This is a genomic window from Chryseobacterium sp. GW821-FHT04C04 (assembly GCF_059420365.1).
This window is the reverse complement of the sequence record NZ_JBWKTO010000005.1, coordinates 310,365-324,176: the sequence shown is the minus strand read 5'-3', so window position 1 is coordinate 324,176 and position 13,812 is coordinate 310,365. Positions and strand designations below refer to the sequence as shown.

General features: G+C 37.6%; 21 protein-coding genes. 7 read left to right on the top strand and 14 right to left on the bottom strand.

Annotation, left to right across the window (positions count from 1 at the left end; translation table 11 throughout):
• Positions 1–51 precede the first annotated feature (51 nt).
• Together AC07UM_RS18285 and AC07UM_RS18280 are read left to right on the top strand one after the other, a co-directional pair.
• Complete coding sequence (locus AC07UM_RS18285; protein ID WP_494681487.1) at positions 52–1,074, top strand: saccharopine dehydrogenase family protein; 1,023 nt, start codon at positions 52–54, stop codon at positions 1,072–1,074.
• Positions 1,071–1,649 (top strand): NAD(P)H-dependent oxidoreductase, encoded by a 579-nt coding sequence (locus AC07UM_RS18280; protein ID WP_494681486.1) that lies wholly within the window; start codon positions 1,071–1,073, stop codon positions 1,647–1,649. The genes AC07UM_RS18285 and AC07UM_RS18280 overlap by 4 nt, the downstream gene beginning before the upstream one ends.
• Positions 1,650–1,766: 117 nt before the next feature.
• On the opposite strand, the gene AC07UM_RS18275 is transcribed toward AC07UM_RS18280, so the two are convergent.
• The 3 genes from AC07UM_RS18275 to AC07UM_RS18265 all read right to left on the bottom strand — a co-directional run bounded on the left by AC07UM_RS18275 (position 1,767) and on the right by AC07UM_RS18265 (position 4,288).
• The gene (locus AC07UM_RS18275) at positions 1,767–2,489 is read right to left on the bottom strand and encodes an FAD-binding oxidoreductase (RefSeq protein ID WP_494681485.1); all 723 of its coding nucleotides are present in this window, start codon (positions 2,487–2,489) and stop codon (positions 1,767–1,769) included.
• Positions 2,490–2,578: 89 nt separating this feature from the next.
• Positions 2,579–3,445, bottom strand: coding sequence for a helix-turn-helix domain-containing protein (locus AC07UM_RS18270; protein WP_494681484.1), 867 nt, complete (start codon positions 3,443–3,445; stop codon positions 2,579–2,581).
• Between the two features lie 207 nt (positions 3,446–3,652).
• A complete protein-coding gene (locus AC07UM_RS18265; RefSeq protein ID WP_494681483.1) occupies positions 3,653–4,288 on the bottom strand; it encodes a LysE family translocator in 636 nt (211 codons plus the stop codon).
• 205 nt (positions 4,289–4,493) lie between these two features.
• On the opposite strand from AC07UM_RS18265, the gene AC07UM_RS18260 reads away from it, so the two are divergent.
• From AC07UM_RS18260 to AC07UM_RS18245, 4 genes are all read left to right on the top strand, one after another.
• On the top strand, positions 4,494–5,207 hold the full coding sequence (locus AC07UM_RS18260) for a hypothetical protein (protein WP_494681482.1): 714 nt from the start codon (positions 4,494–4,496) through the stop codon (positions 5,205–5,207).
• Positions 5,194–5,838 carry a hypothetical protein gene (locus AC07UM_RS18255; RefSeq protein ID WP_494681481.1) on the top strand — a complete coding sequence of 215 codons (645 nt, stop codon included), beginning with the start codon at positions 5,194–5,196 and terminating at the stop codon, positions 5,836–5,838. The genes AC07UM_RS18260 and AC07UM_RS18255 overlap by 14 nt, the downstream gene beginning before the upstream one ends.
• A 113-nt stretch (positions 5,839–5,951) precedes the next feature.
• Complete coding sequence (locus tag AC07UM_RS18250; protein WP_494681480.1) at positions 5,952–6,557, top strand: sensor histidine kinase; 606 nt, start codon at positions 5,952–5,954, stop codon at positions 6,555–6,557.
• Between the two features lie 10 nt (positions 6,558–6,567).
• Positions 6,568–7,248 (top strand): response regulator transcription factor, encoded by a 681-nt coding sequence (locus AC07UM_RS18245; RefSeq protein WP_494681479.1) that lies wholly within the window; start codon positions 6,568–6,570, stop codon positions 7,246–7,248.
• A 68-nt stretch (positions 7,249–7,316) separates the two neighbouring features.
• Here AC07UM_RS18245 and AC07UM_RS18240 read toward each other — a convergent pair whose 3' ends face one another.
• The 11 genes from AC07UM_RS18240 to AC07UM_RS18190 form a co-directional block, all read right to left on the bottom strand.
• Positions 7,317–7,580 (bottom strand): RebB family R body protein, encoded by a 264-nt coding sequence (locus AC07UM_RS18240; protein WP_047378387.1) that lies wholly within the window; start codon positions 7,578–7,580, stop codon positions 7,317–7,319.
• Between the two features lie 84 nt (positions 7,581–7,664).
• The gene (locus AC07UM_RS18235; RefSeq protein ID WP_103232200.1) at positions 7,665–7,922 is read right to left on the bottom strand and encodes a RebB family R body protein; all 258 of its coding nucleotides are present in this window, start codon (positions 7,920–7,922) and stop codon (positions 7,665–7,667) included.
• 84 nt (positions 7,923–8,006) lie between these two features.
• Positions 8,007–8,264 (bottom strand): RebB family R body protein, encoded by a 258-nt coding sequence (locus AC07UM_RS18230; RefSeq protein WP_047378385.1) that lies wholly within the window; start codon positions 8,262–8,264, stop codon positions 8,007–8,009.
• 81 nt (positions 8,265–8,345) lie between these two features.
• Positions 8,346–8,603, bottom strand: a complete 258-nt coding sequence (locus tag AC07UM_RS18225; protein ID WP_394337093.1) for a RebB family R body protein — start codon at positions 8,601–8,603, stop codon at positions 8,346–8,348.
• Positions 8,604–8,684: 81 nt separating this feature from the next.
• Complete coding sequence (locus AC07UM_RS18220) at positions 8,685–8,942, bottom strand: RebB family R body protein (protein WP_047378383.1); 258 nt, start codon at positions 8,940–8,942, stop codon at positions 8,685–8,687.
• A 465-nt stretch (positions 8,943–9,407) separates the two neighbouring features.
• Positions 9,408–9,635, bottom strand: a complete 228-nt coding sequence (locus AC07UM_RS18215; protein WP_124533677.1) for a RebB family R body protein — start codon at positions 9,633–9,635, stop codon at positions 9,408–9,410.
• A gap of 18 nt (positions 9,636–9,653) precedes the next feature.
• The gene (locus tag AC07UM_RS18210) at positions 9,654–10,037 is read right to left on the bottom strand and encodes a hypothetical protein (protein ID WP_494681478.1); all 384 of its coding nucleotides are present in this window, start codon (positions 10,035–10,037) and stop codon (positions 9,654–9,656) included.
• A gap of 42 nt (positions 10,038–10,079) precedes the next feature.
• On the bottom strand, positions 10,080–10,910 hold the full coding sequence (locus AC07UM_RS18205) for a hypothetical protein (RefSeq protein WP_494681477.1): 831 nt from the start codon (positions 10,908–10,910) through the stop codon (positions 10,080–10,082).
• Entirely contained in the window at positions 10,907–11,095 is a 189-nt protein-coding gene (locus tag AC07UM_RS18200) for a hypothetical protein (protein ID WP_494681476.1), read from the bottom strand. Before AC07UM_RS18200 ends, AC07UM_RS18205 begins: the two co-directional genes overlap by 4 nt.
• Positions 11,096–11,133: 38 nt before the next feature.
• Positions 11,134–11,649, bottom strand: coding sequence for a hypothetical protein (locus tag AC07UM_RS18195; protein WP_494681475.1), 516 nt, complete (start codon positions 11,647–11,649; stop codon positions 11,134–11,136).
• Positions 11,650–11,666: 17 nt separating this feature from the next.
• Positions 11,667–11,882: a RebB family R body protein gene (locus AC07UM_RS18190; protein ID WP_034697211.1), complete on the bottom strand. Its 216-nt coding sequence runs from the start codon at positions 11,880–11,882 to the stop codon at positions 11,667–11,669.
• A 424-nt stretch (positions 11,883–12,306) separates the two neighbouring features.
• On the opposite strand from AC07UM_RS18190, the gene AC07UM_RS18185 reads away from it, so the two are divergent.
• Positions 12,307–13,785 carry a hypothetical protein gene (locus tag AC07UM_RS18185; RefSeq protein ID WP_494681474.1) on the top strand — a complete coding sequence of 493 codons (1,479 nt, stop codon included), beginning with the start codon at positions 12,307–12,309 and terminating at the stop codon, positions 13,783–13,785.
• Positions 13,786–13,812 lie beyond the last annotated feature (27 nt).

Genomic DNA, 13,812 nt, shown 5'->3' with positions numbered 1-13,812 from the left:
ATTTGTCCTGTTGATTGGAATAGGAGCGCTCTACTTTTGTTAAAAAAAATTATGGAGCAGAATATTCTGATTATTGGAGGAAACGGATTGGTAGGCAAAACGATTGCAAGAATATTGCAGTCAAGAAACCCTCATGTCACTATTTTTATTGGGGGAAGAAAAGGAGGTAAAACAGATAAAGATCTGAAGATTGATGTTACAGATCCCTCTTCGTTTAAAGTCATTTCTGATAAAAAAATAAACCTCATCATTCTTTCTGTGAATGATAAAGAAGATCACATTCTTCGTTTCGCTATCGATCACAAAATAGATTATCTAGATATTACAAAACCTACCCCGGCTTTGGTAAAAGCGTATCATATTGCCGGAAAAGCAGAGGTAGAGAGCAGGATTGTCTTCAGCTCCGGCTGGATGGGCGGGATTGTTCCGGGATTGGTGAATGTCCTTTCGGATTCAGGAGATATTAATGAAGTGAAGCTCTTTGTATATTATTCAGTGAAAGATCTGGCAGGAGAGAGTTCTGCTCACTTTATGGCAGAAAATGTAGCCGTTCCTTTTGTACATTATAAGAATGATACACCCATTTCTATCAGACATTTTTTAGATACGGAAGACTTTCACTTTTCCTTTGGAATAGGAAAGAGAAATGCCTATAATTTTGACGTGCCTGATCTGTATATACTCAATAAGGTAGAACGAATTTCCGATGTAAGTGTGAAAATGACTTATAATTCAAAATTCATTACCTGGCTGCTTGGGACATTTCAATACTTAAGAATTTACAATATTTTATCTTTAAAGGAAAGAAAAATGATTTTTGGATCAAGTGGAAACGGGGATCAGGCTGTCTTTGAAATTGTAATCGACAATCAGTCCGGACAAAAAAAATTGAGCTTGCAGAGTGTAAAAGGTCAGGCAGAACTGACTGCTTTATCTGCGGTTCTGCACGCGGAAGAACTCTTTAGAAATCCTCATGAAAATAAGGTGTATTTCAGCCATCAGCTGCATGAGCCCTCATCATTACTAGCACAGCTTCATGCTTATGATTCTATTAATATCAATGTAACACAATGAAGAAAATAGCAATTATCAACGGGCATCCCAACAGAGATTCTTTCAACTTTGGAGTGGCAAAAGCGTACAGAGCGGGAGCCATAGAAACAGGAGCCGAAGTAAGAGAAATTGTCATAAAGGATTTAAAATTCAATCCTAATCTTCAGTTTGGATACCAGAAAAGAATGGAACTTGAACCGGATTTGTTAAAAGCCTGGGAAATCATTCAGTGGGCAGATCATCTGGTTTGGATACATCCTGTCTGGTGGGGCGGATTTCCTGCGATAATGAAAGGATTTATAGACCGTCTTTTTTTACCGGGAATGGCTTACAAATACCGGGAGAATTCTGTGTGGTGGGATAAGCTTTTAAAAGGAAAAACAGCCCATATTCTGACCACATTAGACCAGCCGGGATGGTATTATCGTTTGTTTTTTGGCAGACCCAGTGTGAATCAGCTTAAGAAATCGATACTTGAATACTGTGGGGTAAAACCCGTGAAAGTAACTTATATTGGAATCATCAGAAATTCTAAAGAAGAGCAGCGTGATCACTGGCTGAAAAAAGTGAAAGCATTAGGTAAGAAGCAGAAATAATCCAAAAGAAATTCTTCCCAAAAATATATAATGAAAACGATATCCGGCAATAATTTTCTTTCTTATTGTCGGACAGCGTTTCATTATTTGGAGAGAAAAGTTGATGTTTTTCACTTTTTACAAACCCTTCTTCCCTTCAATCCAATATGCCTGAGATTTTATGCATCGGGCAGAAACTCCTTTAGCCTTAAGAAATTTTCTAATCAGAGACATCCTTTCTCCGTTTCCGGTAAGGTAAAAAATGACTTCATCATCGTAGATGGTCTCTTTTTCCTCCCGAAGAAAATCGTTGAGAGCTTCTATCATTTTCATCGTATTATTTTTAGGACAATGATAACCATAGAGATTCAGTTTTTCCAAAGCAGAAGTTTCTTCCAGTTCGTGAAGGCATATAAATAACGAACCATATTCCTCCACAGCTTCTTTGATGGAAAGAGAACTTCCCAATGAAGTTTCATCCCCTACAGAAAAATGAATTTTGGCGTTGGGAATAAAGAATTGTTTTCCTCTGGGCATTAAAAGTTTTATAGAATCTCCGGCAGATAGATTGGTTATAAAATGACTCCCTGCTGCATGGGCATCATGAAGATGAAATAACACATCGAAAGTCCCCATTTCCCTGTTGAAGTTGAAAGGAGAATAATTACGGAAATCCCTGTCATTGATTCTTATTCCTATGGCATAAGCAGGCTCATAGGGAACGTCTTGCAGATCTGTTTCAAAGCGTATCAGGCGAAGATCGTTTGTGATTTTTTCTATATGGGTAACGGTACAGTCTTTAAATTTTGAGGACCAAACATTTTCTACAGTGTCATTGATCCATTTTGGTAGGCTTGGCATAAATTATTTTTATTGCAAAGGACGTTGCAAAATCAGAAAATACCGATAGCGGTTTCGGGGAATTGATTGGACTATTCGTGGTTGAGTTGTTATTTTTTATTTTCATCCCGAAATGCCGACGGAGATTGATCTTCCAGTTTAGAAAACAAACGGCTGAAGTAAGTATGGTCACTATATCCCAGCTCGTAGGCAACTTCTTTTATGCTCAGATCCGTAAAAACCAATAGTCTTTTGGCTTCGATTAAAATTTCCTGATGAATCCAGTGCTGCGCAGGTTTTCCTGTTGCTTCGCGGACAGTTTCTGTCAGATATCCTCTTGTAATATTTAAAATTTCAGCATAGTCTGATGGACTTTTCAAGGTTTTGAATTCTTTTCGTACCAAATTCCTAAATGCTCTTGATATCTGTAAAGAACGGCTTTCGTTAGAAGCCTGAGTAATATTCTTTTGAGAATATAGTAGAGCAAACATTCCCAGAAATGCATTAAGCAAAGATTGAGTTACCAGAAATCCTTCTTTAGAGGAAAGCATTTCATGAGTATAAGAGTCATGAAGTAAACCGGCTGCTGTATTGAGTTTTTTGATAATATCTTTGTCAATGGTGAGAGGTTGTATTTCAACCATCGATTCTTGAAAAAAAGAACGTACCACATCGGGTACAAGTTCTGCTTTAACGGCTACGAACCATCCGCAAACCTCCTTCATCAATAAGCCCTGATGTACCTGACCCGGCAATACACAGAAAATAGTAGACCCTTTTTTTTCAATGATTTTAAAATCTACCATCATTTTCACATGTCCGCTTTCCATACAGGTGAAAATGTAATGACTGTCTCTGTGTATTCCTTTGTCTAATAGAATGTCTTCAGCATCCTGGGTATTTTTATCCATTCTTCTGACATGGAATCTATGGTGGGAAATACCACTCAAATCATAAGTTGGAATTGTATGTTTCATCTTTAAGTACTATAAAAGAAGGCACAGAAAATATAATCTATATTCTGATTAGAAGAAATACTTAATGGCAAAATTACGTATTTTCACGGTTTTACATTCGACATATTAATCTCAAATTTGCCGGACATATCATAACGGTCCCCTTAGATGACGTTTTTATATGAATATACTTCAGAATTCGGAACAGCATGAAACCTGTTCCGGATTTTATTTTGCTTTTGAAAATGCCATTTTTATCGCTAAATAAGTTAATACGCTGGCCATAAACCATTTCTGAATTTTTATCCAGACCGGATTATTAGAAAAGAATAATGCCACTTTTGCAGCAGTTAATACAATGATAAAATTGATGCTGAAGCTGATCAAAACCTGAATGACTCCCAATTCCAGGCTTTGCGTGAATACAGACCCATACTCAGGTTTGATGAACTGAGGAAAGAAGGACAGATAAAATACGGCCACTTTTGGATTTAATACATTCGTTAAAAAACCAATGGTGAAAAGCTTTTTGGGACTGTCGTGAGCAACATTCTTATCAACATCAAAGATATTCCTGCTCTTGGGGTTTATAGCCTGATAAGCAAGGTATAAAAGATAGACAGTTCCCAGTGTTTTAAGAATAGTATAAGCCAATGGTACCGCCAGCAAAACAGCGGTCAGACCAAAAGAAACCATGATGATATGAAATAAAAATCCGCATACGACTCCGGCTAACGAGATAAACCCAGACTTTTTTCCTTGTGTGATGGATTTTGAAATCAGATAAATCATATTAGGACCGGGGCTGATCACTAAAATGAGCGCAGCCAGAATGAAAAATAGAAGCTCGTGGAATGGAATCATGACAGTATTGATTTAAATGAGAAGGTTTCCGGTGCAAAGATACGGGGTGTTTCTGATTTAATTTTATGAAAAACAAAAGAAAAATTCATTTTTATTCAATTAAAATTCATTTTCCACTTGAATGTGATTTAAAAATAAATATCAGTCTGTTTTTTTTGTAAATTTCAACACATAAAATAATTATCATTCACAAATAAATATTATCATGACTACTGAAAACATCTTTGAAGCTATCAGAAAATGGAAAAATCTTATTGATTCTTACAAAAATGGAATTGATATGAATGGAGCAGAAATTTTGAATTCCTTGAATCAGGGAACTCACTTCAGCGTTTCAGGTGAAGACATTGAACAATGGAAAAAAAATCTTGAAACTGCAGAGCCGAAAATGATTCATGCCTATGTAGGCATTCATGATGGCCAGCTGAAATTTTTCCTGATTGATTCTAAAAGTGATAAAGATGCCAACTTCAATACCATCCTTATCAAAGATTTTTTACGTGATTTTAGTGAGTCAAAAATAGAAAGCAACAATGAAATTGTGGTTGAGGTTCCTCCGATTACTTCAGAATCCGCCATTAACCGAAACTTCAGATGGAATATGTTTGGTACTTCGTGGCTGCAGTCTCAGAAGACAGAAGATATCTTTCAGTTGATTTCCATACCGTTTTCAGATTATGAAAATATGGAGATTACAGGAGCGCAGACGTGTACCAGTTTCTTTGGGCTTACAGATGATCTGGAAAAAAAGGATCCGGATTTCCCCTATCATATCGAAATTATTACAGTGAAAAGTCTGGCTATTAATCATATGAGTGAGACCGCAGAAAATTATTCTACTCCAAGACCTCCTTTTACCATTATTGATACTCTTAATGATTATCAACTTCTGAAGCAAAGCACCCGTGTTTTCGTATAACAGTTTATCCCTGTATTTACAGATTATTATTAATCTCGTTTTATGTACAGGGCTGATTATATTGGTAAAAGAAGGGATAAAATCAAAACTTCCTGTGATTGTGCTTCTTTCAGGAGAATTCATGCTGGAGCTGTCTGATTTGGCTGGACGGCTGATGAAATTAAATACACTCAATACCTACAACTATACATTGAGCCAGTTTTTTGGTTTGATGATTCTTACGGTGATCTATAGCAATTACTATATCCAGCTTTCCCGTGAGGTAAGATGGATGATCTATTGTTACGCCATATTAACCCTGATTACGAATGTGCTGTATGTGCAAAATGATATGCAGGTTACCTTTTATTCCAATATTATCACCAGCATTATAATTTGTAGCTATGCGGCCTCTTATTTTATGAAAATCATCAGGGAAGGCAGGACAGATAGAGATATGTTTGTTGTAAACATCATTGTTTTCCTGTTTTTTTCTATTGAATGCCTCATATCCACTACCTTTAATTTTTTAATCAGCAACCACCTGAATTGGGTAGCCCCTATCTGGCTTTTCAGAGGCATCCTGCTATTGTCTTTTTATATTTCTTTTATTAATCTGGGATGTGGCGTTGGGAAAATCAGGATCAGATAGTTGTATGGATATGGATCGGTATTGGACTATTTTCTTTAACAACGGTATTCATTACGTTATTGGTGATTAGTTATTTAAAAAACATCAGGAAAAACAAACAGAAAGTCTCCCGGATGGTCCGAAATACAAAAAATGAACATTGGGAGAATATGCTGCTTTTACAGGAACAGGACAGGGAACGTCTGGCAGAAGAACTTCATGATAATATCATCTCACAGTTGAATCTCATCCGTCTGAATCTTAATGATAAAAATCCCGAAGAGCTTAATCGTGATTTAAAAAAATCGATGCAGCTGATACGCGAGCTATCCCATAATCTTACACCACCTGATCTGGAGGAGATTGAGTTGGCAGATTTGATTGCAGATTATCTTGAACAGGTTAATAAAAATATAGAAGTCATCTTCCGGCATATCACCATACAAATACCCATCAGCAGCCCTGTAAAACTGAATCTTTTCAGAATCGTACAGGAACTGATCACCAATATTCTGAAACATGCTGAAGCAACCAGAGTAGACGTATCCTTAAGAATATCTCTGAACTATCTAATGCTGACCATAGAAGATAACGGCCGTGGGTTTATCGTAGAAACCCAATCAGGAGGCATTGGTCTGAGGAATATTCAGTCAAGAGCACAAAAAATTAAAGCCATTTATAAACTTAAAACCCAGCCTGAGAAAGGCACAAAATTCATTGCCTGTATGGCAATACAATAAAAAAATAAACATGGAACACTCAAAAATTAAAATCGGAATTGTAGATGATGATCTGCTGTTTGTACAGCTTTTGAAAAATTATATCGACAATAGCAGTGACTATCAGGTTGTCCTGACTTCTACAGGTGGACATCAGTTTCTCACAGAGCAGGATTCTGTGGCTTTAGATATTCTGATCCTGGATCTGAGAATGACGAATGGTGACGGCCTTGAAGTAATGGCCGAACTTGGTAAAAAAGAAAAAGAAACAAAAATCATTATTCTTTCCAGCTTCTACCGCCGTTCATTTATGGGGCAAATGCTGAAAATGGGAGCCCATGCTTTTTTATCTAAAGAAATTGAACTGGAGAAACTCCTGGCGGTCATCAAAACCGTTCATCATACCGGACATTATTTTTCCAACGATCAGATTGATGTCATGAGAACCCAGCTTTCCAATAAACTTCCGGAATTTCACGCTTTTTCCAGGAATGAGCTCACCGAAAGAGAAATAGATGTTTTACGACTGGTATGCCAGCAGCTGAGCACCAAGGAAATTGCAGATTCTCTTTTTATCTCACCCAAAACCGTAGAAACGCATAAGACCAATCTTATGATTAAAACTGGAGTGAAAAATATGGCAGGACTTGTTATTTACGCTGTACAAAACAAGGTGATAGATCCCAACGAAATTGTATTATTTGATAAATAGTTTCTATCCAAAAAAGAATCAGGGAGCACATGATTGTACTCCCTGATAACAAGAAATCTAAAAATACACTATAATTTAGGATTCAATACTTTAGCAATAGAAACTGCATCTGCTACGGTATCCAGGCTATAGATCTGCAGAATACCCTGAGTAGTCGCTGCCTGACCTAGAATGTTTTGTTGGTTTTGTGCATTCACTGCATTTTCAAACATGATTCCTGTAGAATGTGCAGCAGATTGATATACGTTACTTAAAGCCATAGCAGGAGATTCTGCTACTACTTTTACGTTCGACTGTGTTACTGCGTCTGTGATTTGTTCGTTTACTGGCATAATGATTATTGTTTATTGGGTTTAAAAATAACCGGATTTTCCGGTGGTTTGAATAATAGTTTTAAAGAGGTCCGCAAAAGTGGATTACGGATTAAGAATTTTAGCCATAGAAACAGCATCTGCAATGGTATCCAGACTGTAGATCTGTGCGATACCCTGTGTAGTAGCTGCCTGAGTGACAACATTCTGTTGGTTTTGTGCGCTCACCGCATTTTCAAACATGATTCCTGTAGAATGGGCTGCTGTCTGATATACGTTGCTTAAAGCTACTGCAGGAGATTCTGCAACTACCTTTACGTTCGACTGTGTTACTGCGTCTGTGATTTGTTCGTTTACTGGCATAATGATTATTGTTTATTGGGGTTAAAAAACAACCGGAAAATCCGGTTGTTCGGAAAATGGAATTCAGCTGTTCGCAAAAATGGATTAAGGATTAAGGATTTTAGCCATAGAAACAGCATCTGCAATGGTATCCAGACTGTAGATCTGAGTGATACCCTGTGTAGTAGCTGCCTGAGAGACAATATTCTGTTGGTTTTGTGTATTCACTGCATTTTCAAACATGATTCCTGTAGAATGTGCAGCAGATTGATACACGTTAGCTAAAGCCATTGCAGGAGATTCTGCTACTACTTTTACGTTTGATTGTGTTACTGCGTCTGTGATTTTTTCGTTTACTGGCATAATGATTATTGTTTATTTGGGTTAAAATAACCGGGTGTTCCGGCTTTAAAATAGGTTGTATTCTGCGGTATGCAAAATGGATTAAGGTTTAAGAATTTTAGCAATTGAGATGGCATCCGCTATGGTATCTTTACTGTAGATTTGAGAAATACCCTGCGTAGTGGCTGCTTGTGTAACGATGTTGTGTTGATTTTGGTTGTTCATCGCATTTTCAAACATGATTCCTGTAGAATGTGCAGCAGATTGGTACACGTTAGCGATAGCCATTGCAGGAGATTCTGCTACTACCTTTACATTAGACTGTGTTACTGCATCTGTGATTTGTTCGTTAACTGGCATAATGATTATTGTTTATTTGGGTTAAAAAACGACCGGATTATCCGGCTGAGAGAATTACTTTTTTCTCAAAAAGTGTAAAGACTACGGCTTAAGAATCTTAGCGATAGAAACCGCATCTGCTACCGTATCCAGGCTGTAGATCTGCAGAATACCCTGAGTAGTTGCTGCCTGACCCAGAATGTTCTGTTGGTTTTGTGCGTTTACTGCATTTTCAAACATGATTCCTGTAGAATGTGCAGCAGATTGGTACACGTTGGCTAGAGCCATTGCAGGAGATTCTCCTACTACTTTCACGTTAGATTGCGTTACTGCGTCTGTGATTTGTTCATTAACTGGCATAATTGTAATTGTTTTTTTTGAGATCTGATCTCGGTTAATAATTATTGAGGTAAACTAGTTTTATGTTCTATCTTTTAAACTCACCACAGATCCTCCAGATGAATACATTTCAAAGGCATTGGTATTGACAGGTTATGAATAAATTAGACTTGAAGGGTGGCTCTGAATACAATGGTTGAAACCCTATCTGTAAAATCTGCGCGAGTTTAAAGCATATTTTTTTTTGGATAAAAGGATGCGGTTTCTATTTTAATATCTGTCTTAAAAATAAATTCCTGCTGCAGGTATGCCGGCAATGTCGGATTCCTTTGGGCTAAATATGGATTCTGAATAATTGCTTTTGTACATTGACGGCATCTGAAAAACGGTGCAAAATAAATGTTGACCTGATTGTATTATATTGAGGGCACCAGATTTCATCTTTGCAGGGAAATAAACCGCATCCGTAGTTGTTAGAGACTTAGATTAAAAACGTTCTTTTTTAAATGTCCCGAGCTGCTTGAGCTTTATATTTTTTGGACTCATCTTTTTTACGCCCATGACATAATTGGTGATCCCGGTCATGGCGTTGCGTTGTTGATTTAATGCAGAATTGATCTGCATCTGTCCGGTAGAATGAGCACTTACCTGTGTGGAAATAGCCTGAGGTACGGCGGTAGACATTCCTGTAATGATTACATTAATTTCGTCCATATATTGATTTTGATGTTTTTAAGGTCGGATATTGCCAAATCGGGCATTCAGTTTATTCATTCGGTCCATGATTTTGAGTTCCTTCTCTTTTACTTTTGCTGATGATGCTTCCTGAAGCTTTTTCAGCTGTTCTTCATAGTTCATCACAGGGGTTTCAGGAGGAGCTTGTGCGGCAATCTGAGTCTGAGCAGATTCCTGCTGTTTTACGGCTTCTTCCAGCTTTTCCAGGAGAGGAGCCAGCGACTTCATGGTCTCTTTGACAGCTTTGTCTCTGATATAACTGATAATTTCATCTTCATGTCTTAATACAAAAGGCATGATTTCTTTTTCTACCATTTCTGGTTCCGTCACGGGTACAGGAGGTTTGTGAGCGGGTGCCCTCTTACGGGTTCTTCTGCGCATAAGTACTGTTTTTTATAATGTTTGAAAAAGTAAACGTTTACTTTACAGCAGATAATTAATAAATGCAGCTGCAGCCTTCCAGTCGTGGTTGATATCTTTTACTACATTATAACCTGTTATCTCCAAAGCAATACACGCTGAAATAGCAGTGGCTGACAACATTTCTTTTAACTGGTTGGGAGGAAGGGTAAGGATATAATCATCCGGAATCACAGGAAGCCTGCCGTTGTTTGGAGGGTTTTCATTCACTACAATACTCAGGATTTCCTGGAAATAATGGGCAATCAGCTTAGAAGCCTGGAATTCCAGCTCTCTTTTTAATTCAATTATTTCTTCCTGGCTTACCAATTCGGAAATAGCAGCTACATCCACATCATGTACAGAATACTGAGCTTCTCCCGTATCAGATGGAGTGATCGTGATATCTGTTTTGAGAATCCATTTTGCCTTTTCAAGATTAATGGTAAGAAGTTTTGAATCAAGATCTGAAACTGCAATTTCATTTAAGGTTGTAAAAGGTAAAATTCTAACATTACAATAAAAAGCTTTCGGATCATCCAGCTTGACCATGATGACGGCAATTCCCGTTGATCTATCTATAGGTTCCACTACAAAAGACTGGAAATGATTGTATCTTTTATTTCCTCTGTTGATGCAGTTCACTAGTCTTATGGCAGGCTGAATATTAATGTTTGAGGTCTGAAGATTAAATACAACTCGCTCTGCATTATGTTCCGTCTTTTTGACATCAGCACTTTTTGTGTCAAAATAAGAAATATCACTGCTTCGGGTCAGATAAAGTCGTTCATTTAAATCATTTAGATTTTCTAGATTTAAAATTTTGGCGGGTTTGGTTGTTGAAGAATAATTCATCTTTTATTTATTTTAATTTTTTCAAGGAGTTGACTTATTATTGTTTTTTTCTTTTGGTTAACTTCAGTTTCTACTGAAGGAATTACTGCTTCCTTAATCTCTGGTTTTACGAGTGGCTGTGTCAATTTTACTGACTTTAATACTAATTTTCCCCCATGATCAGCCGTGATAAAGCTTTTTCTCATACCTTCCTTTTCTGATGAGACTTCTTCCGGAACCGGATTTACTCGTTTTTTTTTTCAGGATCTTCAGTCTCAGGGATTACTTCCATATAGGATGGGGGAGAAGGAAGGGCTTCTGAGACAGGAAGCGCGTTGACATTATAAATAGTATTGGAAATTTTAGCCTTTACTTCAGCATATTCACTTACCATTTTGAATAAGTCTTTCATCATTTCATTTCCTTTTCCTGCATCCTGACCCTGAAGATTCTCGGCCATCTGAACAGAAGTTTCTTTACTTCCAGGAGCCGGCCCGAAAGTCGTTCCATAGGTTAGTAAATTATTAGCCAATCTGCTTAATGCGATAAGACCTACCTGCTCGAATCCTTTTAGAAAAGACTGTAAATCCTGAACCATCATTCCTGTAGACTGTTCTATCATTACTTTCGTTACTCCGGTCATTGGAGAACCCTTAGGGGGAGCCAGTACCTCACTGTTCACAAATACTACAGCTTTCTCCGCCGGAGTGGTAGCATTGGCTGCCTGGGATTGTTGGGTTTCACTGTTGTTTTCACTCATGATGGTAAGGTTTTAGATTATCCTTTTAAAATTTTAATGGCATCTGCAACAATCGCAGGGTTGAGCTGGTTCAAGTTCTGCTGGTTTGTCACAGAATTCTGAATGGAAATTCCACTGGCATGCGTGGCCATCTGGTAAAGCATACTCATAGCCTGTGCGGGAGACTCACCAAGTACGGTAACATTGGTCTGCGTTACTGCATCTGTAGTCTGGGTGTTTACTGTTTCTGCCATATTCTGGTTTTAATGGGTTACTATTATTTTTTATTTTCAAACATCTTTTTTCAAAGTCTTTGTTTCAACTCAACCTTATATTATTTCCTGGTTAGGTTTTCACTGTGAGACTGTTGATCTCTTTTGTCTGATACAAATTTCATCAAACGGAATAAATCTTCATTAAGGGAAAAAACTGAATTTTAAAAAATAAGGGAATTCTCCTATGAGTGAAATTTTTAGATCATCATCGTATCAGTCAATAATAGAATCGGAAAATAAAGCAGCACATATAAGTGTATTTAATCATCAGTAATGCATGATACACAAATACACTGTCTGCCCATAAGGGGAAACCCTGAATTTCTAAAAATGGGTAGATCCCCTCTATTTTGTCGGGAGCTTTACCTTGAAATTTGTTCCCTAACGTATTATAATAAACGATATGATAAGAAATAGAAAAAAAGACAAAGAAGCTGTTTCCAATACAGATGCTGCTGCTCGCAGACCAGCACCAAGACCTGAACGTCAACGTGGCCCCAAACCTGAATTTAAACCTAAAGTGCTTATCCAGCCCGGATATGCCACCGGTGATATGTTTGGAATTGCCGCGGCTTTAATTGATGATGAGGAGCTTCATGTTGTCATTTCAAAAGGCGACGGCACGGTCAAAGACCATACGGATAAAGCAGATTCTATAAAAAAATTCTATAGAGATTCCGGGATAGGTGAGGACAGAATACATGTTGTAGAAGTAAAACAGTTAAGGGGAGATAAAGCCGGTAAGAAAAAATTAGAAGATGAAGCACGTAAGTATCAGCGAAAGGGATATATTAAAGGAGTGAATTATGGAACAGACTATATTGCCAGAAAATACTCGCCGGCCTTACGGGCTAAGCTAAAAGAAAGATGGGAGGTCAATATCAACACCGATGAAGATGACGCTATAAAAAAATGGCTGGAACAACAAGGAATACCCACCAGTGGAAACAACTTACTTATTTTATGGTCCCGTTTCAGTGGAAAAGGGGGAGATATCCATATAGAACACGATACCAGCTATACAGGGATCAGGCAGATTATTTATAGAGTAGCAGAGATGTATGATGCAATTATTATTACCGGAGATAAAGGCTATGTGAAAGAGAGAGGATCTAAGTTTGATGATATTGTCAGTGATGTCAAAAGGTATATTCACCCTTCCAAAGTATTCAATATCACTGAATTTTGGGATGATAAAACACCATCTTTATTAGCATGGGGAGGTAATACCCGTTTTGGGCAGTTTAAGCTGTATGAGTATTTTGAGAAAAATTTCACCCATGTAAAGCATCTGGGCTTCAGAAGCGGTAACCTTGAAGTGATGGCGATGTTAGGATACACGGTAAGGTACATGGAAGAAGAGGGCAGTGAGAGCGGAGGCAGAATGCTTGCCTGGAAGAAGGAGAATGAAGGTAAGACTAAAAAAGGAGGAGATGCCACCGGATACGAACGTTTGTTGCTGAGTGAACCACCAACACGATCAGGTAAATTTCTTCAGGAAAAAATAAAAGACATCAATCAAAGAATTGAGTACGAATTAGGTGAAGAGATCAACAAAATAATAATGACCACACCTAAAACGGAAAATGAGATAAAAGAACTGAAGCAGCAGCTTAAACCTAATATAGAAGCAAAATTCAGAAACGAAAAAAGAGATTATACAGGGGCGCATTTCGCTCCGCGTAGAAAAGATGAAAAAGCCTTAACTCCCATACCAAAAGAAGAAAAAAGCAGATTTTATGAAGGGTTTAATGACAAAGATATGGAGCTTATTCTCTCATTTTTAAAACCTGAACGCTGGATTGACAAAGAAATTATGTACCACCCCATCATCCCACAGAAAAGAAAAGATTATAAAAAACTGTTGGAAATTGCCAATTAGACAGTAAGCCCGGACTCTGCTGATTAA

What these genes read in the sequence shown, in the direction of transcription:
- AC07UM_RS18285 (WP_494681487.1), top strand. Translation starts at nt 52, where the DNA reads ATGGAGCAGAATATTCTGATTATTGGAGGAAACGGATTGGTAGGCAAA.
- AC07UM_RS18280 (WP_494681486.1), top strand. Translation starts at nt 1,071, where the DNA reads ATGAAGAAAATAGCAATTATCAACGGGCATCCCAACAGAGATTCTTTC.
- AC07UM_RS18275 (WP_494681485.1), bottom strand. Translation starts at nt 2,489, where the DNA reads ATGCCAAGCCTACCAAAATGGATCAATGACACTGTAGAAAATGTTTGG.
- AC07UM_RS18270 (WP_494681484.1), bottom strand. Translation starts at nt 3,445, where the DNA reads ATGAAACATACAATTCCAACTTATGATTTGAGTGGTATTTCCCACCAT.
- AC07UM_RS18265 (WP_494681483.1), bottom strand. Translation starts at nt 4,288, where the DNA reads ATGATTCCATTCCACGAGCTTCTATTTTTCATTCTGGCTGCGCTCATT.
- AC07UM_RS18260 (WP_494681482.1), top strand. Translation starts at nt 4,494, where the DNA reads ATGACTACTGAAAACATCTTTGAAGCTATCAGAAAATGGAAAAATCTT.
- AC07UM_RS18250 (WP_494681480.1), top strand. Translation starts at nt 5,952, where the DNA reads ATGGTCCGAAATACAAAAAATGAACATTGGGAGAATATGCTGCTTTTA.
- AC07UM_RS18245 (WP_494681479.1), top strand. Translation starts at nt 6,568, where the DNA reads ATGGAACACTCAAAAATTAAAATCGGAATTGTAGATGATGATCTGCTG.
- AC07UM_RS18240 (WP_047378387.1), bottom strand. Translation starts at nt 7,580, where the DNA reads ATGCCAGTAAACGAACAAATCACAGACGCAGTAACACAGTCGAACGTA.
- AC07UM_RS18235 (WP_103232200.1), bottom strand. Translation starts at nt 7,922, where the DNA reads ATGCCAGTAAACGAACAAATCACAGACGCAGTAACACAGTCGAACGTA.
- AC07UM_RS18230 (WP_047378385.1), bottom strand. Translation starts at nt 8,264, where the DNA reads ATGCCAGTAAACGAAAAAATCACAGACGCAGTAACACAATCAAACGTA.
- AC07UM_RS18225 (WP_394337093.1), bottom strand. Translation starts at nt 8,603, where the DNA reads ATGCCAGTTAACGAACAAATCACAGATGCAGTAACACAGTCTAATGTA.
- AC07UM_RS18220 (WP_047378383.1), bottom strand. Translation starts at nt 8,942, where the DNA reads ATGCCAGTTAATGAACAAATCACAGACGCAGTAACGCAATCTAACGTG.
- AC07UM_RS18215 (WP_124533677.1), bottom strand. Translation starts at nt 9,635, where the DNA reads ATGGACGAAATTAATGTAATCATTACAGGAATGTCTACCGCCGTACCT.
- AC07UM_RS18210 (WP_494681478.1), bottom strand. Translation starts at nt 10,037, where the DNA reads ATGCGCAGAAGAACCCGTAAGAGGGCACCCGCTCACAAACCTCCTGTA.
- AC07UM_RS18205 (WP_494681477.1), bottom strand. Translation starts at nt 10,910, where the DNA reads ATGAATTATTCTTCAACAACCAAACCCGCCAAAATTTTAAATCTAGAA.
- AC07UM_RS18200 (WP_494681476.1), bottom strand. Translation starts at nt 11,095, where the DNA reads ATGAGAAAAAGCTTTATCACGGCTGATCATGGGGGAAAATTAGTATTA.
- AC07UM_RS18195 (WP_494681475.1), bottom strand. Translation starts at nt 11,649, where the DNA reads ATGAGTGAAAACAACAGTGAAACCCAACAATCCCAGGCAGCCAATGCT.
- AC07UM_RS18190 (WP_034697211.1), bottom strand. Translation starts at nt 11,882, where the DNA reads ATGGCAGAAACAGTAAACACCCAGACTACAGATGCAGTAACGCAGACC.
- AC07UM_RS18185 (WP_494681474.1), top strand. Translation starts at nt 12,307, where the DNA reads ATGATAAGAAATAGAAAAAAAGACAAAGAAGCTGTTTCCAATACAGAT.